The sequence below is a fragment of the Pontixanthobacter gangjinensis genome (genome assembly GCF_009827545.1).
GTDB lineage: Bacteria > Pseudomonadota > Alphaproteobacteria > Sphingomonadales > Sphingomonadaceae > Pontixanthobacter > Pontixanthobacter gangjinensis.
In genome coordinates this window covers 2,531,969-2,554,164 of record NZ_WTYS01000001.1, presented here as the reverse complement: position 1 = coordinate 2,554,164, position 22,196 = coordinate 2,531,969, and the positions used below count along the sequence as shown (strand labels likewise).

12 protein-coding genes are annotated in these 22,196 nt (G+C 55.2%); 1 reads left to right on the top strand and 11 read right to left on the bottom strand.

The genetic code is table 11. The features are described 5' to 3' along the window. Positions 1-106: 106 nt before the first annotated feature. From GRI36_RS12130 to GRI36_RS12105, 6 genes are all read right to left on the bottom strand, one after another. Positions 107-1,441 (bottom strand): DUF11 domain-containing protein, encoded by a 1,335-nt coding sequence (locus GRI36_RS12130; RefSeq protein ID WP_160598691.1) that lies wholly within the window; start codon positions 1,439-1,441, stop codon positions 107-109. A gap of 80 nt (positions 1,442-1,521) precedes the next feature. Beyond that, positions 1,522-5,043 carry a hypothetical protein gene (locus tag GRI36_RS12125; RefSeq protein WP_160598690.1) on the bottom strand — a complete coding sequence of 1,174 codons (3,522 nt, stop codon included), beginning with the start codon at positions 5,041-5,043 and terminating at the stop codon, positions 1,522-1,524. A gap of 296 nt (positions 5,044-5,339) precedes the next feature. After that, a complete protein-coding gene (locus GRI36_RS12120) occupies positions 5,340-8,270 on the bottom strand; it encodes a DUF11 domain-containing protein (protein WP_160598689.1) in 2,931 nt (976 codons plus the stop codon). Between the two features lie 28 nt (positions 8,271-8,298). Beyond that, on the bottom strand, positions 8,299-10,365 hold the full coding sequence (locus tag GRI36_RS12115) for a beta strand repeat-containing protein (protein ID WP_160598688.1): 2,067 nt from the start codon (positions 10,363-10,365) through the stop codon (positions 8,299-8,301). A gap of 1 nt (position 10,366) precedes the next feature. After that, a complete protein-coding gene (locus GRI36_RS12110) occupies positions 10,367-11,935 on the bottom strand; it encodes a DUF11 domain-containing protein (protein WP_160598687.1) in 1,569 nt (522 codons plus the stop codon). A gap of 412 nt (positions 11,936-12,347) precedes the next feature. After that, positions 12,348-15,254: a TonB-dependent receptor plug domain-containing protein gene (locus tag GRI36_RS12105; protein WP_160598686.1), complete on the bottom strand. Its 2,907-nt coding sequence runs from the start codon at positions 15,252-15,254 to the stop codon at positions 12,348-12,350. Between the two features lie 334 nt (positions 15,255-15,588). On the opposite strand from GRI36_RS12105, the gene GRI36_RS12100 reads away from it, so the two are divergent. Next, positions 15,589-16,428, top strand: coding sequence for an SMP-30/gluconolactonase/LRE family protein (locus GRI36_RS12100; protein WP_160598685.1), 840 nt, complete (start codon positions 15,589-15,591; stop codon positions 16,426-16,428). 12 nt (positions 16,429-16,440) lie between these two features. Here the strand turns inward: GRI36_RS12100 and GRI36_RS12095 are convergent, their stop codons facing one another. The 5 genes from GRI36_RS12095 to GRI36_RS12075 all read right to left on the bottom strand — a co-directional run bounded on the left by GRI36_RS12095 (position 16,441) and on the right by GRI36_RS12075 (position 22,175). Further along, the gene (locus GRI36_RS12095) at positions 16,441-17,871 is read right to left on the bottom strand and encodes an MFS transporter (RefSeq protein ID WP_160598684.1); all 1,431 of its coding nucleotides are present in this window, start codon (positions 17,869-17,871) and stop codon (positions 16,441-16,443) included. Between the two features lie 80 nt (positions 17,872-17,951). Next, positions 17,952-19,211: a dicarboxylate/amino acid:cation symporter gene (locus GRI36_RS12090; protein ID WP_160598683.1), complete on the bottom strand. Its 1,260-nt coding sequence runs from the start codon at positions 19,209-19,211 to the stop codon at positions 17,952-17,954. 116 nt (positions 19,212-19,327) lie between these two features. Further along, on the bottom strand, positions 19,328-20,338 hold the full coding sequence (locus GRI36_RS12085) for a fumarylacetoacetate hydrolase family protein (RefSeq protein WP_160598682.1): 1,011 nt from the start codon (positions 20,336-20,338) through the stop codon (positions 19,328-19,330). A gap of 5 nt (positions 20,339-20,343) precedes the next feature. Then, positions 20,344-21,000 (bottom strand): maleylacetoacetate isomerase, encoded by a 657-nt coding sequence (gene maiA / locus GRI36_RS12080; protein ID WP_160599227.1) that lies wholly within the window; start codon positions 20,998-21,000, stop codon positions 20,344-20,346. Beyond that, the gene (locus tag GRI36_RS12075; RefSeq protein ID WP_160599226.1) at positions 21,000-22,175 is read right to left on the bottom strand and encodes an acyl-CoA dehydrogenase; all 1,176 of its coding nucleotides are present in this window, start codon (positions 22,173-22,175) and stop codon (positions 21,000-21,002) included. The genes maiA and GRI36_RS12075 overlap by 1 nt, the downstream gene beginning before the upstream one ends. Positions 22,176-22,196 lie beyond the last annotated feature (21 nt).

The window sequence follows — 22,196 nt, the reverse complement described above, 5'->3', positions numbered from 1 at the left end:
GGCTTTAAGCCTGCAACTTGCGATTAGACTGAGAGCACCTCGAGCGCATCTTCAGAGCCGCAGAATTCCCGCATCTCTTAATTCCCGCAGGTTATCCAACCAACTTTCAATTCACTTGGCAAGCATACGTCAACGTTGTTGATTGACCATTGGCGAGTGCGCCCAACGTGATGCCTGATCCGGTCAGATCGGCGAAGGTGAAGCTGCCCGCTGGCACGCCGTCTCCTGCTATTGTGACTGTATTTGCTGCCGGACAGGTGATGCCCGGTCCAGGTATGTCTTTTACCACGGCGCCGAGTGCAGCGTCAGGACGATTGTTGGTTACTGTAACGACGTAGGTGGTTGTGCTTCCAGGGTTGACTTCAGTGACGCCATTAGTCTTCGAAATCGAAAAATCTACAGACGGACTGACCGTAACCGTGGCGTCGGCGACCTTGCAATTAGTGGAATTTCCAGCTTCGCATATCAAATATTTGAATGTGTAGGTTCCGGCTGCGGTTCCCGCGGTAACACCGACACTGCCTGTCGCCGCGTTGAATGTCAGACCCGCTGGGACGCTCGATCCCGAAGCGACACTCAGTACTGCGTTAGATGTAGTGGCTGCCGCGCCGCCAAGCGTGTCGCCGGCGAACACATTCAAGGCGGTGGTCGTGCCAGCCACACCATTGATGCCCGAGATGCTGTCACTAGTCGCTACGATCGGGACCACAGTGGGGATGTAGATTCCGAAGATCATTCCTTGGCGCGAGTTTGCGGTGTAGCCAAAATCCAGCTGGGAGAAATTTTTAGTCTCGAAGATATATGCCCCTGGATTTCCGCTAGCATTTGTAAACGACACATTTTGTGTTCCAGCCCCGCTCAATGTCGGGAAGGTGCCAGTCCCATTAAAGGGCGCAATTTGACCTATCGTTGTCCACGCGCTGCCATTGGTGATGCCAAACACAGTTTCACCAGCTCTGGTTCCTTCTCCATCTGTGAACACCAAGCGAATATTGGGCGCGACAGATTGATCCGCCGGGGGAGTGACGGTGAACGCCGAGAAGGTGAAACTTTCTGTGCCTCCACCATAGAGAGAGGGCCGTCCGGGTATTCCGATAAAGCCGGAGTTGCCGACAGGGGCACCGCCCCATGTCGGTGTGGGCTGCGCACTAGACCCTGCTGTCGCTTTGATATTGAAAGTGACGGTGGAACCGTCAGGAAGTGTGAATGACAAGGTCTGGCCGGACGCAGATCGCGCCGTCGTGCTATTGTAAGCCGAAAAATCCATCCAGCAATATTGAGCCCAATCAGCAGGCCCGCCAGCACCCTGAGATGCGGCAACATTGCAGCCAGTCGCCTGTGCCTGAGGGCCAAAGGAGCATGAAGCCAGGGCGATGATCGCAGCGATTAGGCGAACCAACAGGCTCTGCGATGCATTCATAGAATCTAATCTGTTAAACATCTCAACCTCCTCTCATTTGGCCCAGCGGTGTCATACTACTCTATGAAAACCACTTTTTTGATCGCTGCTTACTCAGACACCTAAAATTTTCCGAGGATGTTCAAGAACGGCCCGTGGCTGGTGTAGCTTTGATCAGTCAAATCATCGGAGAAATCAGAGAACGAATAGCCGACGCCGACTTTCACATTATTGCCGAGATGGCGATAGATTGCCCCCAGCGCGCCAAGGCGTTTGTCATCGGCCAAGGTAACCCACAGAGCGCGGCCTTCCAGCAATACGTCCCATTCCTTATTCACGTGGTAGTCCGCACGGATAACACCCAGATGCGCCTCTGAATTGACAAATGTGTCGCTGTCGCGGCTGATTGAAACACGGCCACTGCGGTACCCGTATTTGCCGCCAATAGTCAGCTTTTTGCTCAGATCATAATTGGCATCTAAGCTAATTATCGTGCTTTCCTGTTTCGGACTTTGCGTTTGGCCGGAACCGGTGATTTGGCCCGCAGGCCCAAGATCCTCGAAATAGCTGAACCGGGCTAGCGCATTAAATCGTTCATTATTGACCGGGCGGAAGGCAAGACCTGCCATCGCTTCGGTAAACTCGGCGGCTTTCACCGATGGACTGTCGAAATCAGCCTGAGCAATATTCAAACGGCCAAGTGCGGTCCAGCTTGGATTGACAGAATAACTGAAATCATTTCGCAACAGCCAGACAGTTACATCGCGCCCCTGACCATCTTCATGGCGCATTTCGATGGAGCTGCCGATGCGCACGTCATCGGCTGTGTACCCGACACCCATGCTCACTGCGGTTCGTTTGAACAAGCCGGTGGTCGCGTCGTCTATTTGCCCGTTCTCGAAACTTCCGGTGAAGCTGAGCTTCTCGGTCGGTGCGAACTGCAAACCGAAGCTGCGGGTAAGCGATGGTGCAACACCGCCAATACCAACCCGGTTTTCACCATAGACCGACAGGCTGTCGCTAAACCGTTGGCGGGCCCCAAGCGTCAGCGAACCACGGTTCGAACGTGTGAAAATGTTTTGGCTGTCCAGTCCGGTGTCGGTTCGGTCCGCAAACAGCGAATATCCAACATACGCTTCGCGCCCATCACCCAACCGGTGGTTGAGCTGGATATCGGCACCGAGGCCGCCATCACCGCCGGACAATTCACCCGCAATCGACAATTGCTCGGTCAGCTGTGCCTTGATACCGCCACCGACGCGGGAATTACCCTGCCGACTTGGATCACGACCGACTGTTGCCTGACCGAATGCGTGGACCGCCAAATTCTTGGAGGGCGCATATTCCAGTTCCAATGCGGCGTCGGTGCGGCTGCCATCTTGGACGCTGTTGAACAGCAGCCCGGGCGTCCGGTCTTCGTAACGAAGGCCAGCTTTGGCAGTGAGCGTTGCTGTGCCCATCGAAAACTTGTTGGTCAGATCGAGCGAACCAGTCTTGCTATCACCGGTATTACCCGATGAAAGTTCGTCATATTTCGCGGTTACAGCGGCAGCGGATCCAAGCGGCAGATTGACCGCCGCACCCCAGCGCACTGTATCTGCGGGCGACAGGCGTCCGGCAGAGGCAAATCCTTGATCGTAGCTTTCGTAATATGCCGATGCTGCCCCTGAATCGATGGCATTGCCCGCCAATTCAGCAAAATCAACAGCCGCTTCTGTACGCCAGGCCTGCGCCTTTACGCCTGCGCCAGGACTTGCAATGTCGGTAAAAGACAGGCCACCATCGACAGAGTTGGATTGGCCAAATCCTGGCCCGTCGGTTTGCGCGATCTCGGCCTTCAAATAAGTCCCGGCAGTCAGGCGGAAGATTGCGTCCGCGCCGATCAGTGTTTGCGCAGCATCTTCCACGGTGTCGCGCTGGACGGTCATGCCAAGGCGCAGATTTTCGCCAAGCCAGGCTGAACCACGACCGCCGACTGTGTAGCCGTCGAGATCGCCGACAAGCGGTGAATACTCATAGCGCACCACCAGTACCGGCACATTTCCAGTGGAGGCGCCTTCGCGCACAACTCCGCCATTTGCGACGGTGGATGCAAGCGGTTTCAGCAAAGTGATCCGGCCCTGGAAGGGGTCGAAATCATAGTCCTGTTGAGCGAACAGGTCGCGGCTTTCGAGAACCAACCCGGTTTCCCGGTCACGCACTTCGATACGCACGCGTTCCGAGCCAATCGATACATCCTGACGCTTAAGGAAATACAGTGAGCCGCCTGTGCCGCGAAACTCCTCCCGGCCAGGGACCGTTCCGGGATCGGATGCAAATGCAGTCACCTGCACCTTGCGTTCGCCAAATTCGGTGGTTTGCTTGCTGTTATAATCCGCCAATGCGCCAAACAGGCCGCGGTCGAGTTGAGCCAACTCTGCGCCGTTCACTGTCGTAACAAAATTGCCAACCACAAGCTGGCTCTCGTCCTTCGCAACTCGCAGATAGAAGCGCCCTTGCGTCGGCGCATCTTCGACCAGTGTCGAATCATCACCATATGTGGGGTAGTATTGCTCGCGGTTCAGACGGCGGAGCAATTGCCGCGGATCTTTCCGGTCGAGATTGCTGAACAAATCCTTCACCAATGTCTCGCCCGTATCGAGCGAGGCCGTCACGCGGACATCATCGCCGACAATGCCTTTGGCATAGAACGCTGCCCGGCCAGCCGCGTAATTGCCGCTGGCAAGCGTATCGCCCGCAACGTCCTGCAATGGCCCGCTGTCATAGCTGCGGCCAAGCGTAAGATCGCCTTGGCCGACAATAAACCAATCATCCTTTGGCACAGCAAAGCTTTGCTCGGCCTGCTTGATGATTTTTCCATCCCGTTTGATGACGACTTCCATCGCACCATCTTTGCGCGATACGATTTGCTGGGAGGCGAACTTGCCGTCCAGATCAACCGGAACCGCCTGACCCGATACGAAGACCGTGTCGGAACTTGGGTCCGCATGACCTGTGACAGTCGCCATTAGGCCCGAAACATCAATGGTACGGCGCGCGGCTTCATCGATCGCACCGAAATTCGGGCGCTCGACCGGCTGTCTGCTCATTGACTGGGAAACAGCAGTGTCGACAATGGTCAATTCTTCAGGGCTTGTTTCGTCAAATTTTCCGTCTTTTGAATAGACGCGGTAGACGTAAAACAGTGCTGATGGCCCTGTTGAAGGGACAGTCCAGCCTGCGCCACCCGCTGCATCAACTGGCAAGACCGCGAGCGGCTCTGCATCGACCGATTGCGTCGCACGGAATATTCGGATCTCGCCTTTGACGACGAATGACGGGTAATTGTTGTAGCCAAGAAACGTAACAGTTTCGCCCGCAGCTGCAGTCCGTTGCGACTCGACCAGCCCGACATTCAGAACGGGTGTGACCACAAGTGTGTCTGCCCGGAAGCGTACCTCATGTTCGTCGGCTACCGTTGCTGTTTTTTGCACGGCTTGTGGCTTACGATTTACGTCTTCCCGCTCGCTCTGTGCCATCCCAGCGTCAGCCTGAGCAGGCGCTGGGGTGGCAGGTGGTTCTGAAGCGGACAATTCTGCTGCGACCAAAGCGGCTTTTGATACACTTGCCTTTGCTGAGGCGATCTGCGCGGGCGGCGTCTGCACCGCACGAGCAGGCCTAGGTTTTGAATCCCCGGCTACAGGAACAGGGGTGACTGGAGCGGCCGACATTCCGCTCCGGTTAGGAATCGCTTGAATGACAGGATTACTGACATAAATTATCGGAGCCGCAGAGGCAGCCAGCACGGCATTTGGTTGGGGTGAGACATTCTCTGACGCTTGCGCACTGACGCTTGATGCAGCCGTTGCGACAGCAAGAACGGAACAGCGCACAGCCCAGTTAGAACGACCGGTTTTGACACTAAGTGTGCGGTTCATCATCGTTTTGTTCCGTGACTTTTTCATGGCAATTTCTCCCCGCCCACTCCATCTCTTGTCGATGCGGGGGTCCCCAAACTGGTTTCTGTTTCAGCTGGAGCGACGCCAAAGTTAAGCTCGCCGAACTTGCCTCGCGTAAGGCGCATAGAGCGCGGATTATCGGTTGTGGTGTCCCAGCCAAGCGGCAGGGTCCGCGTGTCGACTTTCAATACGAAGTTGGAACCGATACGAGCGTCAGGAACGGCCGCGCAGGCGATGTGATATCGGCCAAATTCATCGGTGGTAATCAACTGGCCATTGACGGTGGCGAGGCGAACGCCAGGAACCCCTGGCTCGTTCTCGTCCTGATACCCATTGCGGTTGGCATCTTCGAAAACTTTGCCGAGCAATTCCGAACAATCGAACACTGCGCTTGGCACGATCGAAACGACGGCTGTACCACGGTTGGAAATTGCACTGCCATCGGCGCCATTCTGGGCGAGCCCGGTATTGACCTTTTCACCGCCAGTAACACCGGCACCAATAACTAGGGTCAGATTGTAGCTGACCGATCCGTTTGCCGGGATGACTTGGCCAGACCAAAGAACCGTCCGGTCGTTGACAGTCGGTTCGGTAGCCGCACCGGCGACGACCCCGGTTCCAAGCACATATTTCATGCCGGCAGGAAGAATATCGACGACGTTCACGCCGGAACGCTGGACGTTTTCGGTGTTGCGGACGGTAATTTCGTAAGGAACGACATCACCGACATTGGCCGACCGCTTAAAGCTCGTTTTGGTTACGATGAGCGGGGTCCGCGTCAGGAATGGATCCAGCGGAATGTGGTTGAAGATAATGTCCGGATCGCCTGCCTCCAGGCGGAACGTCAGATAGTAGGGCGGATTTGCTACCGTTGGCACAGTCGGCTCCGGATTGATCCGGACAGGCGCGGCAAGGCCGGTTGGATCAAACGGTCCTGGCTGCGGCGCAATTACAGTCGAAAGATCGTTAAAGCCGTTAGGCGGCGTGATGCTTATCGAATATTCGCTCTCGCCGACAGGACATTGGGTTGCGGCGCCTGGAATGATATCGAACCTGTATTCACCGCTAGCGCCCGTTATTTGGTTGCTTTGTGAAGGGTCCAGATAGCAAATTGTTGGTAGCGTATTGCCGTTGCGATCCAGCAGCGTGGCTGTAACGCCCGCGATCGGGGTTCGCGCCACGGAATCATAGAATATGCCTGATGGATCGATTGGCAAATTCTGGTCAATGACAGTTGTGTTTGCTGCCAGTGTCAAATCCTTGATGATGTCATAGACGACATTGTTTTCCGGATTGCGGAAGACAATGTCGTAGCCATCACCGCTCAACAAATCGGCTACAGCATAATTGCCGTTCGTATCGGTCCGAACTGTAGCAATAACTTCGCCATTGCGGCGAACTTCGACAATCCAGTTTCCGCGCCGTGTGTCGCCATTATCAAGCCCGCCATTCGCGTTATTGTCGGTGTAAACGGTACCTTCAATGCCGCTGCGTGCGGGTTCAACCACGATGGTAACCGTGCTGGTTGCGCAATTAGTCGGATTGAGCGTCTCGCAGATCTGGTATTCGATTGTGTAAGTTCCCGCGGGAACGTCTGGAGAAACTGAAACCGTGCCCGTCGCAGGATCGAGAACAACTCCTGGATTAGCGGCAGGTGAGGCAATCGTTGCGGTAATATGAGCCGGATCGACCGGCTTTCCGTTCAGCGTATCATTGGCAAATACATTAAGCGCGATATTGCTGCCGGTTCCAGCGCGGACAGGCTCCGGCTCATCGGCCGATGCCACAATCTCTGGCGCCAGAATCTCTATTGTCACAGTGCTGGTCGCACAATTGGTGGGGTTGAGAATCTCGCAAATTTGATAGGTAATCGCATAAGATCCAGCAGGCGTACCCGAGGGCACGTCCACAAGCCCGGTTGCCGGATCAAGGGTAGGTATGGGTGCGCCTTGGAATGCAGGCGTGGCGGTAGTCTGGATAGTCAGTTCAACGGTTTCCAGAGTGACTGGAACCCCGTTCAATTCGTCATTGGAAAGGACGTTGACGATGGCACCGCCGCCATCAGCGCCATTAACAGGATCAGGTGTATCGACATCTGCCACGATATCTGCGGCAGCAACTTCAACGCTGATTGTCGCAGTAACGCAATTGTCGGGGTTCAAAGTCTCGCAAATTTGATAGTCGAAACTGTATGTGCCAGCCGGAGTGCCAGCGGCCACATCGACATTGCCGGTTGCCGGGTCGAAGATGAGCTGGGTCGGAACGGCGGATCCGTCAGCCACGCTCAGCAAAACATTCGTAGGGTCGGCCGCCAAACCGTTGACGGTATCGCCGGTAAAGACATTGACCACCGCGATTGCTCCGTCAGCGCCATTAACGCCTGCTGCGACGTCGCCAACTGCCACAATCGGGCTTGCTGATACTTCTATCGTGACTGTGTTCTGCGCGCAGTTGGTCGGGTTCAACTCTTCGCAGATTTCATATGTAATAGTGTAGGTGCCAGCAGGTGTGCCAGCAGGCACATCAACCAGACCCGTTGCGGGATTCAGTGTAGGTACGGAATCACCCGCATTGGCTGCTACAGCAGCCGTCACCACGCGAATATCGACCGTATCTAGCGCTGCAGGCGCTCCGTTCAGCGTATCACCGTCCAGCACGTTCAGCACCGCCGGAGCTCCAACCGCGCCATTGACGTTCGATGCACGATCGGAATCAGCAACAATCACCGCGAACAGAGTATCAATCTCTGTAATCGCGTTGTCAGCTACGTTAGTTTCGATAGCCTGGCCTGGCGCGGTGACGGTGGCCGTGTTGGACACGTCCCCCGCCACCAGCACCGTAGGCACAGCCACAGCTACGAAAGGCAGGATACTGGTCAACATCCTAGCAAGCGGCAAGCTTGGCAAACCTAGATTGTTTTGAAGGTTATACATGAGCAATCCGCTTGCGCCTCTTGTTAACTTAGTTGACCGAACAATTGTAAGTGATGGTCACTGACTGACCGTTGCCGATCGTGCCGAGCGTGATGCCCGGTCCTGTCAGATCGCCCACGGTGAAGGTGCCTGCTGGCACGCCATCGCCGGTGATCGTCACCGTGTTGGTTGCCGTACAGGTCAGGCCTGCACCCGGAACATCGCGGACAAGCGCACCGGTTGCCGCATCCGGTCCCGCATTGGAGACCACCAGCGTGTAGGTGACGGTATCGCCCGACATGACGGAAGTGACGCCGTTGTCCTTTGTGATCGCCAGATCGACTGATGGTGCAACTTCGATAGTCGCGGTTTCCGTCGCACAATTGGTCGGGTTGATCGGGTCACAGATCTGATAATCAATCGTGTACGTTCCGGCAGGCGTATTCGCCGGCAGCTGCACCTGACCTGTCGCCGTATCCAACGTTGGCACTGGGCCAGCATTGATCGGTGTCGCTGCGGTCACCACGGTTACTGTGATATTGCCAGCTGTTACCGGCTGTCCGTTCAAAGTATCACCATCGAGCACGTCGAGAACATCGCTCCCACCGGTCACACCGTTCAGACCACTTACGGAATCGGCATCTGCGGCGATCGCCGGAGCTGCCACAGTGACCGAAGCCACCGCCGTATCGCAATTGGCCGGGTTGAGTGGATCGCAGATCTGGTAAGTAATTTCATACAGGCCAGCAGGAGTATTCGGCGCTACCGAAACAAGTCCAGTCGTTGTGTTGAGCGTTGGAACCGGACCGCCATTGATTGCGGTTGCTCCAGTAATGACGGTGACATCAACATCGCCAACAGTCACGTTCGCGCCGTTCAGCGTATCGCCGTCAATAACGTCGAGCACATCAGCTGCGCCAGCCGTGCCGTCGACACCGGTTACGCTGTCGGCGTCGGCAACAATTGCCGGTGCGTCGACCGTAACCGAAACGGTCGCGGTTGTGCAATTGGTCGGGTTGAGCGCCTCGCAGATCTGATAGACGATATCATAGGTACCCGCAGGGGTGCCCAGAGGAACAGATACCGAGCCCGTTGTGGTGTTGAGCGTTGGCACAGGGCCGCCATTAATCGGCGTTGCCGGAGTATCTACGGTCAGGACTACGTCTGCAGGGTTAACTTGGACGCCGTCGATGGTGTCGCCAGTGAGAACATTGACCACATCGTTTCCACCGTCAGCACCGTTAATGCCCGTTGCCGTATCATTGTCTGCGGCAATGACAGCCGCATCGACTGTGATTGTGGCCGTTTCGGAAGCACAATTGGTCGGGTTGATGACATCACAAATCTGGTAGACAATATCGTAAGTGCCCGCCGGAGTGTTTGGCGCGACAGAGATAAGGCCAGTCGAGGTATCGAGTGTCGGCACAGGGCCGCCATTAATCGGCGTTGCCGCAGTTGTGACCGAAACGGTGACATTGGTGGTGGTCGCAGCTGCGCCGCCCAGAAGGTCGCCATCCAGCACATCGAGCACGTTATTGCCGCCAGCCAGTCCGCTGATCCCGCTAACACTGTCAGCATCTGCTGTAATGGTAGGTGCGCTGACATTTACGGTCGCTGTGGCATCTACGCAGTTGGTCGGATTTGCGGTTTCACAAATCTGGTAATCGAATGTGTAAGCGCCCGCGGCGGTGCCAGAAACGACATCGACAGAACCATCTGCAGCGTCAAAAGTCAGGCCGGTTGGCACCGCTGTGATGGCGGTAATTGTCACATCAGCTGTCGTTGCAGCTGCACCGTTAAAGGTGTCGAGGTTTAATACGTTTAGAACATCAGTGGTTCCCGCAATGCCGAAGTCGCCAGTTGCGGTGTCATCATTGGCAACAATCGTCGCAAAGATTGTATCGGTATCGGTCGCACTATTGTTGGCGGTGTTGGTTTCAATCGCGCCCGATGGCGCCCCAATCGTGGCGGTGTTGGAGGCTTGCTGCGCATAGGCAGTACCCGGAACAGCAAGCGCGAGGAATGGCAACACACTTGTCAGCATCCGCGTGGCAACCGGACGGCTGACACCTGCGATGAAGGATTTGTTTTCAGAGTTTGCATTAAGGTTTTGCATGTTAATTCACCTGGCAAGAGTAAGTGAGGATGGCCGACTGGCCGGAAGCAAGCATTCCAAGAGTGATCCCGGAGCCGGCAAGGTTGGAAAAAGTGAAAGAACCGGCAGGAACGCCGTTTCCGGTGATAGCTACTGGAGCGTTAGAGGCGCATGTAATCCCTACGCCCGGAGCATCAGTAACAACGGCTCCTGTGGCCGAATCTGGTCCACTGTTTGTGGCGGTTAGAGAATAGGTGGTTGTCGAGCCTGCGAACACGGCGTCATCGCTTTGGTCGGCGTCCCCGTTCACCCCTGGTGTATTGGTCTTCTTGATCGACAAATCGACCGATGGTGCAACGGTGACCGAGGCATTTGCAGTCCGGCAGACGGTCGGGTTCAAAACGTCGCAAATCTGATAGTTGAAGCTATACACTCCCGCGGGAGTATTGGGTTTGACCCCGACCACCCCGGTTGCTGAATCAAATGTTAGTTGCGACGGCAAACTTGAAGCGGGTGCCACGCTGAGGATAGCGTTTGAAGTTGTTGCGGGGCCGCCGTTGACCGTGTCACCGGTAAGCACATTCAACACGGAAGTATTGCCCGCGAAGCCATTCACGCCGGTAGCTGTGTCATTTACCGCAGTTGGCGGCACATCATCATCGACGATTGTATGGACCGCGCTGGTGTTGGCGCTGCCTCCACACGAGGTGGTCGATGAAATGACGAAATTGGACGGGTCAGGTGTGATGCTGAGCTGAATTGTCTCGGAGGATTCAATCGACCCATCCTGAACAATCGAAAGCCCAAGCGGGATTCGCGCAGACTGATAGTCACCGGCTGGTATAGTGATAACAAAGCTATTGGTTCCGCTGGGCGTTGTGTAATCCGAACCTAAGGTGGCAGTTCCGCCTGTCACATTGACCTTAACATTGACGCTGGAAGTAAACGCGCCTGTCACGCGCAGTGCGGTAAGGTTTGGGCTAACGGCACCTTCCACAGCGGAAGTCGCCGCCGGATCAAATTCGATATAGGCGCCAAGTGTGATCTGGATGTCGTCGAGAAAATTACCGACAGAACCGGCATCGGTGGTTACGAACTGCATGCGCTGAACGCCCGAAGGTCCGGTATATGTAACACCCGTTGTATTCGCCCGAAAATCCCAAGCAGCCGCATTGGTTGCGACCGACGTTTGAAGGTTTTGGATAACAGCGCCTGTGCTGCTCGCGATCTGGAAGATTGCCGTTTGACTTGCGAGTCCACCGGCCCGTTTTCGGTGGGCAAAGCGCCACCGAATTCGCTCTCCATTCACCAAGCAGACGTTTTGGTAAAGCGCGCCAGGCCGGTTGGCATTCATTTCGGCGTGGACCGCTCCATCGGCCGATGTCACACTTTGGAAACCACTATCCCACAGTTCGATCTCGTTTGTGGTACTGGTCCAGCCTGGAACGCTGGCAGCGGGAATGATCTGAAAGTTCGGTGCCCCTGGCCCCTGCGGATCATTCGCTTCAAAACTGGGGTTTTCGATCGAGCGCTTCACTTGCGCGACAGCAACCGAAGGGGCGATTAAACCGCCCACGGCAGACAAAAGCACTAAACCGGCCTTTAATCTCAAGCTGTCTAAATTCTTGTCGAATATCATCGTGCAACCCTATTGCTGATCTTCTGACCAACTTTCTTGAGGCTGCTGACTAGATTGGAATGGTTAACGCACTCTTCAGATTAAGTACGAAACCCGCTCTTATACAATAATTTACAATTGAGTGGGGTTGGCGGCCTGAATGAGAAATTCACCAATTTTTCTCGCTATTTCAGATTATAACCTGCGAGTATCCGCTCAGTCCCGATGGAGTAGGGAACGAGCAATGCTGCGATAGGGCTGGCATCATCACGGCAATACACTCCGGCCAAATACAGAAAAAGGGACGAGCATTGCTGCCCGTCCCCATTTCTTGGCCGGTTCCTTGATTGACCGGCGGTAACTCAAACTGCCGGCACTGCCAGTCCTAGAACCCCACTTTTGCACCCAAACGGAAGATGCGGCCCAGCGGGTTCCCGATAAACGGATTGTAACCCAGCGGAATGCGCGCTTCGGAAGCTTGTGCATCAGTGAAGTTCTCGACGGAGAACTGCAATTGGGCATCGAACGACTGGATTGGCAAGTCATAAGCGGCATGGAAATCATGCTGGGTATAGCTTGAGATAGTCCGGCCGAAGTTGGTTCCGCCAGCACTCGTGGTCGCACATGGCGCGGGCAATGCTGGGCAACGTTCGTCATCGACCCCATCAATATAGCTTGCGCCATAACGCAGGTTGAGACCGCCCACATTGTAATTGACGTAGGCATTGCCGCGCCATGCCGCAATTGAACCGGGTAGGCGGTCAAGGTTGGCTAGGCCGACAGCGCTAAATCCATCGCGCAGCAGATTGCCGTTCAAATTAAAGTCACCAACATCATAGGTCAGAATATGGCTGGCATTTACGCCAAGTGACGCCGTTCCAGGCCCGATGTCCGTGGTAAAGCTGGCCGACATGTCCAAACCGGTTGTCTTGGTTTTTGGACCGTTGACCCACTGCGTGAAGATACGCGAGATATTAAGACCGGTAGTGGTTCCCTGAACACATGCGCCGCCATCAAATGTGATGAGCGGTGCGAAGGCGTTGCTACAAGTCGCTAAGCCGCCAGCAACCGGCACAACGTTGCTAGCAATTGCCTGTGCGTCGGTTGTGGTGATCTCGCCTTCGAAATCATAGCTCCAATAATCGACCGAGAAGTTGAAGCCGCCAAAATCAACGACTGCACCGATATTATAGGTGAAGGCTGTTTCAGGCCCTAGATCAGCAGGGTTCCCGGCAATGTCGACAGCCTTGAAATTACCCGCTGCTGCCGTAATTCCGGCCAAGGTTGTCACCGCGTTGTTAGACACTTGCGAGGCCAACGGACCACGGAATGTAGTGCCAACCGAACCACGAAGTACGAGGAAGTCTGTTGGCTCCCAACGGACCGCACCCTTTGGATTAAAGGTCGAGCCAATCGAGCCGCCATAATCTTCAAAACGGGCGGCTGCTGTAATTTCCAGCGTATCGGAAACCGGCACCTTCACCTCTGCGAAAATGGCTTTCACGTCTTGTTGCAGTGACTCCGGCCGTGAACCGCCGAGGAAGATGAAAGAGCCAGCACCTTCCAAAGGACCGCCGACGCAGCTCTGGTCGCCAAGAATAACACATGGATTGAGGTCCAAGTTCGATTCAGGGCGAAGCGCGCGTGAAATAAGATCGAGCTTGCGATATTGCGCGCCCGCCGCCCAGCCGATGTTGCCACCGCCTAGATCAACGTTGAATTCGCCGGAGAAGATTAAATCAGCGACGAAGGTTTCTTCGGTTTCTTCAACGCCGTTGGTGACTTGAAGAAAGCGGATCAGGTCGACACTGTTCTCGTTTCCGGGAACATAAAATGGGTTGGTTAGGCCCAATGAAGGATGGCCCGGACCCGCATTGATGAACGGGTTGAACCACATACAGGCACCCTGACCGGGCACACCTGTTGCGGGATTGCAATTTTCGCCGCCGAGGCCATTCAATGCATCTTGCAAACGCGAGCCGACAAAGCCGGGTGAGCTGCGGCGGCGTTGGTAGTTCGCCCAGGTAAGGGATAGCTGGCTGCGCAAATTGTCATTGATGTCTTTTTCGAAGGTTCCCGACAGGCGGTAGGCCTTGTTGTTGGCGGTTTGGCGTCCAGAGCCGCGTCCCGGATCGGTCGGGTTGCCAAGGTTGCCGAACGGACGCCACAGGAAGATGCCGATGGGACCGGCAATCGGAGCGGTCAGGCCAAGCTGATTGGCAAAGACTTGCGCGCCGGGATTGTCAGGTGAAACGGAGAAGCCGCCGCCGAGCCTTGCGCCGCCTGGCCCCTGAAGTGGCGGGTAGCCGGGTGAGGTGCCGATCCGGTCAAGATCGGTTTGTGCATAGGTGAATTCGCCGTGAAAGCGGAAAGTGTCGGTCAGATCGACGTCTGCCTGGACATATCCTTGGTATTGGTCGGTCTCTTCGATCAGATTGTCGAACGGAACGAAGCTGAAGCGGCAAATTCCGTCAGGCGTTCCGCCGGTTTCCGCGCAGCCAACATCGGGACGCGCGCCAACTCCCGGAATAATGAAAAACCCTGGCGTAGCCAGCGCCGACCAGGCCGATGGGTTCACCGAATAGGGCTGGAAGCCATACTCGCGCTCGGTTGTCGGAAGCTCTGACCGGTGCTGCCAACCAATGCCAGCCATAATGTTGAGGTCACCAAAGTTCTTTCCGATTAAGACTGAAGAAGTGTAATTGCCATCTGAGCCATCGATGAATTCGTAATCACCTTGGACTTGAACCCCTTCAAAATTCTTCTTGGTGACAAAGTTCGCAACGCCGGCAATCGCGTCAGATCCGTAGGTAGCAGCAGCGCCATCCTTCAGAATTTCAATCCGGTCTAGCGCGAACAGTGGGATCGAGTTTGTATCGCCATACCCGCCGCCGACTGCACCTGGCGCGGTCAAAGTCCTGCGGCCGTTAAACAGCACCAGTGTGCGGGTCGGGCCAAGCCCACGCAAATTGATTGAGCCTAAGCCCTGATTACCTTGCGCGGAGGGGGAAAACTGGTTCGAGTCGCCGAGCACACTGCCAACTTCAGGCAGGTTCTTGATGAATTCGAGCGGCGAGGAAATCCCGCTCTGGTCCAAATCTTCGCTCGAATAGACATCGACCGGAACGGCTGCATCTTCTGGAGTGCCGCGAATGAACGAGCCCGTTACAACGATCTGGATGTCAGAGTCATCCGCCGGGGCATCTTGTGCGTGAGCAATTGAAGGCACCGCCGCTGCGGACAAAATGAGCGCAGATACCGCGCTCGTATTGAGTAAGATCGACTTGTTCATTCCGTTCTCTCCCTATGGTATTCTTTTTTTGTAATGCCATCCTGCGCGCTGCAGACAGCCTTTGTCAAAACATTTGGTAATGAAGGTTGTGCAGTGGCGACAGGTCCGGCCTATCCGACTTTTCATTATCGTGATTGAAATCATTGGCTTATTGATAGTCGGTTGCACGCATTTTTCTAACAGGAAAGCTGACGAGAACGCTCGATTTGTATTTCATCACAGCTGCGACCAAGCCACCGAAGCAGCCAATCGATTCCAGAGGTTGAATTGCTGGATTGCTTTGCGGCTCAGTTTGGTTGCACATGGCCCAAATGCAATCTGCGGGGACACCACAATGGACATAATCGCATCAGGACTGGCTTTTGCCGAAGCACCACGCTGGCATGACGGGGCCTTTTGGTTCTCCGATATGCATGATGATAGAGTCTTCAAGATCCTGGCTAGCGGTTCGGCCGAGCTAGTTTGCAAAGTCGATGGAAGGCCGTCTGGCCTTGGTTGGTTGCCCGGTGGTGATATGCTGATCGTGTCGATGACTGATCGCCAGTTGCTACGCCGGGGTCACGATGGGGCAATGTCGGTTCATGCCGATCTTTCAGATATGATAGGAAAGCGGGCCAATGACATGGTCGTGGACCGGTGTGGCCGCGCTTATGTCGGGAATTTCGGCTTCCACACCGATGAAGATGAACCTGTCGCGCCGACTATTTTGGTTCGGGTCGACCCAGATGGCACTGTGCACCAAGCAGCCGACCAGATGGTGTTTCCTAACGGCACAGTAATCACGCCCAATGGCAAAGTGTTGATCATCGCAGAAACCTACGCCGCGCGGCTGACGGCGTTCGATATTGACGAGGATGGTGGTTTGAGCAACCGGCGGATTTGGGCGCAGTTTACCGATGGCTCGGTTCCCGACGGTATCGCTCTGGACGAGGAGGGAGCTGTTTGGGTGGCGTCGCCTACCAATGCACGCTGCGTTCGGGTCCGCGAAGGAGGCGAAATCTTGCAAACAATCGACACCGGTCAACAAGCCTTTGCCTGCGCATTGGGCGGCGATGACCGGAAGACTTTGTATATCGCGATTGCCGACTCTGCTGACCGGGAAGACTGCAGGGCAGGGCGCAACGGCAAGGTTATCACAACGCGCGTGGAAATTGCGGGCGCTGGCTTGCCGTAATATGATACCCGCTTAGCTGTCGCTCTTGATTTTGGCCAATTCGGCCAAGTTGGCGTTGTGCTGGGCTTTACCTATTTTGTAGCGGCTGACGGCCAAGATCATACAGCCCCACAACAGCAGTTGGCTAGGGGCGAGCAATGCACCCAATTGCCAGATCGTATCTTCAGGTACATCTTCCAATGCAGCATTCTGCGGGAAAGATATTGCCGACAGGACTATGCCGGCGGCGAATGCGCCTAGGCCCTGATTGGCTTTCCGGATGAAGGTTATTGCGGCGAAAAACACGCCTTCGCTGCGGCGGCCGGTCTTCAGCTCGCTTTGCTCGACGAGATCGGCAACCATTGAATAGAGAACGGCTTGCAGTGCGATAATCAACCCCAGATCGATTGTGTTGAAGGTGACAACAAGAGGGAACAGCAGAGGGTCACCATTGGCAGGCATCAAATCAAACAATCGCAAAATCACCGGCATTGGGGCGAGGCTGAACGCTATCGTCCCGAATATCACCACCGAATTCTTTTTTCCGAAGCGCCTAACCATTCGCGGTGCAATCAGTAGACCCAGAAAGGCGGAGATAAACACGAGAGCGGTCCAGAGAAATATCTGCTGCGCCGAGAAACCCCAGAAATAGGTAAGCATCAAGAAAGATAGCGCTGCAGTTAAGCCGGTCGCAACCGCGCCAAACAGGGTAGCTATAAATAGCGCCATGAAGCTTCGCTCGCCAAGTGTCTCGAACAATTCCCTGAATACAACTTTCAATCCGCGAATATCGCGTTCTGGCGGCTTGCGAAGATGCGGAATGTGATGATGGGTGCCGACAGCGGAAACCATGATCGCAGCAAAAATCAAGACAGACGCAATGATGCCGTAGGTTTGATATCCGTCCCTGTTCAGGGTGCCGACCGGGTATTGGGCCGTCGCGACCAACAACACGCCAAACATCAGCACGCTCATCAGATTTCCGCCGAACCAAGCAAAGAAAAGCCGCCAAGCTTGAACTGTGGTGCGCTCATCATAATCCTGCGTAAGTTCAGGCATCAGCGCGGAGCTGGGCGTTTCATAAAATGTGATGAAGGTGCGGATTAGTATCGCGAGCATAAGCAGATACCAGAACAGACCTGCCTGCCCCCATTCGGGCGGATTCCAAAGAAGAAAATAACTGACGGCCACTGGGATTGCAGCAGCATACATAAAGGGATGCCGTCTGCCCCAACGGGATCTGTAATTGTCCGACCAATAGCCGACCACCGGATCGCTGACAGCATCGACAACCAAGGCTAGTAAAATTGCCAGCCCGACCAATCCGGGTTCCAACCCGACAACGGTGCCGTAATACAGCAACAAGAAATATCCGAAGCCGTTTTCCTTGATGCCATAGGCCGATGCCCCGAAGCCATAAGCAACTTTGGTCCAAAGTCCCAGTTTTGGTGCGGTGCTGCTCATCAAGATTGCTCCAGCTAACTGAGGCGTCTGTTGGGGTTTATCGGTATGAAAAACCATTCAAACGCGATTGAACTCTTGCGTCAGATATCGTCGGCCGACACATATTCCTCTACGTCGATTTCACCCGCCATCCGGGCTACGGCTACTGCGACTGTTGCATCGCCGGTCACGTTGGTCATCGTGCGCATCATATCCATGATGTGATTGATACCAGCGACCAATGCGACCGTTTCCAATGGCACACCGATCGAGGTCAATACGAGCGTCAGCATTATCAGGCCTGAGCCTGGAATTCCCGCTGCGCCGACAGAACCAAGAGTTGCTGTAATTCCGATCAAAACATACGCAGTCCAGCTCAGATCAATGCCGTAAACATTGGCCCCGAAAATTGCCACGAGACCCAAATACATCGCTGTACCATTCATGTTGATCGTCGCGCCCAGCGCGATGACAAAGCTCGAAACCGACCGAGATACGCCCAAGTTTCGCTGAACGCACCGAAGCGTAACCGGCAGCGCAGCGTTTGAAGATGCGGTGGAGAAGGCCACCACTTGTGCATCAACAATGCCGCGGTAGAAATCTATCAGCGGAAGTTTAGCGATAAATTTGATGATGAAAGGGTACATAACTAGGATAATAATCAAGCAGCCGATATAGTTGAACAACACCACTTGCGCGAGGCTCTGCAAGACGTCGACGCCCAACGTGCCTGCGACCCAGACCATCAGCGCAAAGACGCCGAACGGCGCGAGTTCCATGACGATCATCGTCATGCGCTGCATCACCGCTGCGCCGGCATCCATCGCCCGCACGATCGGTTCGGCTTCCTTGCCCGCCATCAGCACAGAAATACCAAACAGCAGTGCGAAGATGATTAGCGGCAGGACCTGCCCTTCAGCCATGGTCGCGACCGGGTTGTCGGTTACCATGGAAAGGATCATATCGACGGCGGTTGTCGTTGAAGCTTCGGGCACCTCTGCGCCTTCGGGGAGCTCTACGTTCACCCCTTTACCAAGACCAAACAAAGTCGCCAATGTCAGACCAAGCGTCACGGAAAATGCCGCGGTCCCGGCGAATATCATCAACGCTTTGCCGCCGACATTCCCAAGCTTCTTAAGATCACCAAGCGCGGCAATCCCCGATACTAATGAGAAGAAGATGAGCGGCACGATCAACATCTTGATCGCCCTGATAAATAAGTCGCCAATCCACTTGATGCTGGTCGGGTCTGCCCCGCCAAACAGGCTAAATTCCTGCCAGACCCAGCCCAGGCTCGTCCCTAGGATCAATGCCCCGATCACGCGTTGCCATAATGGAATGGAAAACCACATTTTGAACATCACAGATCCCTGTTGAACGAGCGGTCTATCCGCTTCTATCGGGGCGGACCATCATCGAAACGGCCCTATCAGTCAAACGGCTTGTGGATTTTCATCCATTGCTTAGTTCTTTGAACTTAAGCCTGCACCACTTCTTGCCGGATAGCGCCGAAGATTGAGTGGCCGTCTTTGTCCTTCATTTCGATGCGAACCATGTCGCCCGGCTGCATAAAGCGAGTCTTCGCAGCGCCATCGGCAATTGTTTCGATCATGCGGATTTCTGCGATGCAGCTATAGCCAAGTCCGCCTTCGGATACAGGCTTGCCCGGGCCCCCATCTGCGCCTTTGTTGGACACTGTGCCCGATCCGATTATTGCACCAGCGCCTAATGGGCGGGTTTTGGCAGCGTGAGCCACCAATTGAGCGAGGTTGAACGTGGCATCTTGGCCCGCTTCGGCACGGCCAAACGGCTCGCGATTATATTCAACCAGCAGCGGCAAATGGATCAGGCTGTCAGACCATGCGTCACCCAATTCATCAGGCGTAACAGCCACGGGTGAAAACGCGCTGGAGGGTTTCGATTGGAAAAAGCCAAAACCTTTTGCCAATTCACCGGGTATTAGTCCGCGTAAAGACACGTCATTGACCAGCATCAGCAATTTAATGTGACCCGCGGCATCCTCGGCAGAAACGCCCATTGGCACGTCATCGGTAATAACAGCAACTTCGCCTTCCATGTCACAGCCCCAAGCGGTGTCGCCCAATGGGATATCGTCGCGCGGAGCGAGGAAAGTATCACTGCCGCCCTGATACATTAGCGGATCGGAGTAAAAGCTTTCCGGTACTTCGCTACCGCGCGCTTTGCGGACCAATTCGACATGGTTGATATAGGCGCTGCCGTCGGCCCATTGATAGGCGCGGGGCAAGGGGGAGTGTGCTTCGCTTTCGTGAAAGCGTTCGCACGGAACGGTTTGATGTTCGACATCGCGATACAGCACTTCCAGATCGGGTGCGACGCGATCCCAATTGTCGAGCGCATATTGCAACGTCGGGGCAATATTTCCAGCTTCGCAATAGCGCGTGACGTCTTTCGAAACGACAACCAACTTACCATCGCGTGTACCGTCTTTGAGCGTTGCAAGTTTCATAGCAGTCAGTCTCCTTGGGGGGCTTTGTAATCCGGGCTATCCGGCTGGTTGTCAGGGTATGCGCGCTCAAATTCGGGCAGGGCGAGGCAAGCCGCTTCGATACGCGTGGTGTATGGTTTGTCGCTTAGATCGTAGCTAAATTTACGCGCATTGTAGAGCTGCGGCAGCAATACGACTTCGAAAAATCCGGGCCGCTCAAACAGGAAATCGCCCGTGCCGATTTGCGCCAATCGTTGCTCGACCGGATCAAGTGTGCGCGCCAGCCAGTGGCGATACCATACTGCGACTTCTTCTTCAGAATGACCTAGCGGGTCCGCTAGGTAACGCAGCACCGGTAAATTGTTCACGGCGTGGATCTCGGTCGCAACGGCATAGCCCAGCTCGCGCGCGGTGTAGCGGTCTTCCAAATCACTCGGCAGTAGGGGCGGCTCTGGATAGGCTTCGTCAAGCCATTCGAGCAGCGCCATCGATTGCGCGCGGTCGCGGCCATCTGCTTCCAGCATAGGGACCGAACCAAAGGGATTGCGGCTGGTATATACCGTGCCCTTTTGCTCTGACGTCCGCAGATCCACCGGCAGATTTTCGTATTCGAGGCCCTTCAAATTCAGCGCAATTCGCAACCGGTAGCTGGTTGAGCTACGGAAATATCCGTGAAGCTTCATCAAAACGCAGCCAGTCCTGTGATGGCGCGGCCAAGGATTAACGCATGCACATCATGCGTGCCCTCGTAAGTATTCACCGTCTCCAAATTCACCATGTGCCGGATGACATGATATTCGTCGCTAATACCGTTGCCGCCATGCATATCGCGCGCTTGGCGGGCAATATCGAGCGCCTTGCCGACATTGTTGCGTTTGACGATGCTGATCATCTCCGGCGCAAATTCACCACGATCCATCAGGCGCCCGACTTGCAGCGATGCCTGCAGGCCAAGACCGATATCGCTCATCATGTCGGCCAGCTTCTTTTGATACAGCTGTGTATTGGCGAGTGGGCGGCCAAATTGCTTGCGGTCCAGACCATATTGCCGAGCGGCGTGCAGGCAGAATTCCGCTGCGCCCATTGCGCCCCAGCTGATGCCGTAGCGTGCTCGATTGAGACAGCCGAACGGGCCCTTCAATCCCTGGACATCGGGTAGTAATGCGCTGGCGGGGAGCTTGACCTCGTCCATCATGATCATGCCGGTGGTCGAGGCGCGCAAACTGAGCTTACCTTCGATCTTCGGTGCGGAAAGGCCTTCCATGCCTTTCTCTAGCACAAAGCCGCGAATACCGTCGCCGTGCGCCTCGCTTTTCGCCCAGACGACGAAAATATCGGCGAAAGGAGAATTGGAAATCCAGGTCTTAGCACCGGAGAGTGAGTAACCATCGCCGTCTTTCTTGGCGTAAGTCCGCATCGAGCCGGGGTCAGAACCTGCGTCGGGTTCGGTCAGGCCGAAACAACCGATCAATTCGCCGCTAGCAAGACCTGGCAGATATTTCTGGCGCTGTTCCTCGCTGCCATATGCCTGGATTGGATACATCACGAGGCTGGACTGGACCGAAGCCATCGAACGATAGCCGGAATCGACGCGTTCAATCTCGCGCGCGATCAGACCGTAAGCAACATAGCTGGCACCTGATCCACCATATTCTTCGGGCACGGTTGCGCCAAGCAACCCTGCTTGACCCATCAGCGGGAACAATTCAGGCGCGCTCGTTTCGTTTCGGTAAGCCTGCTGAACACGGGGCTGCAATTCATCCTGAGCGAAGCCATGAGCGGCGTCGCGTATCATGCGTTCTTCTTCGGTCAGCTGGGACTCCAGATTGAACGGATCTTCCCAATTAAACGGCACCATTCCGGCCATGATTACTCCTGA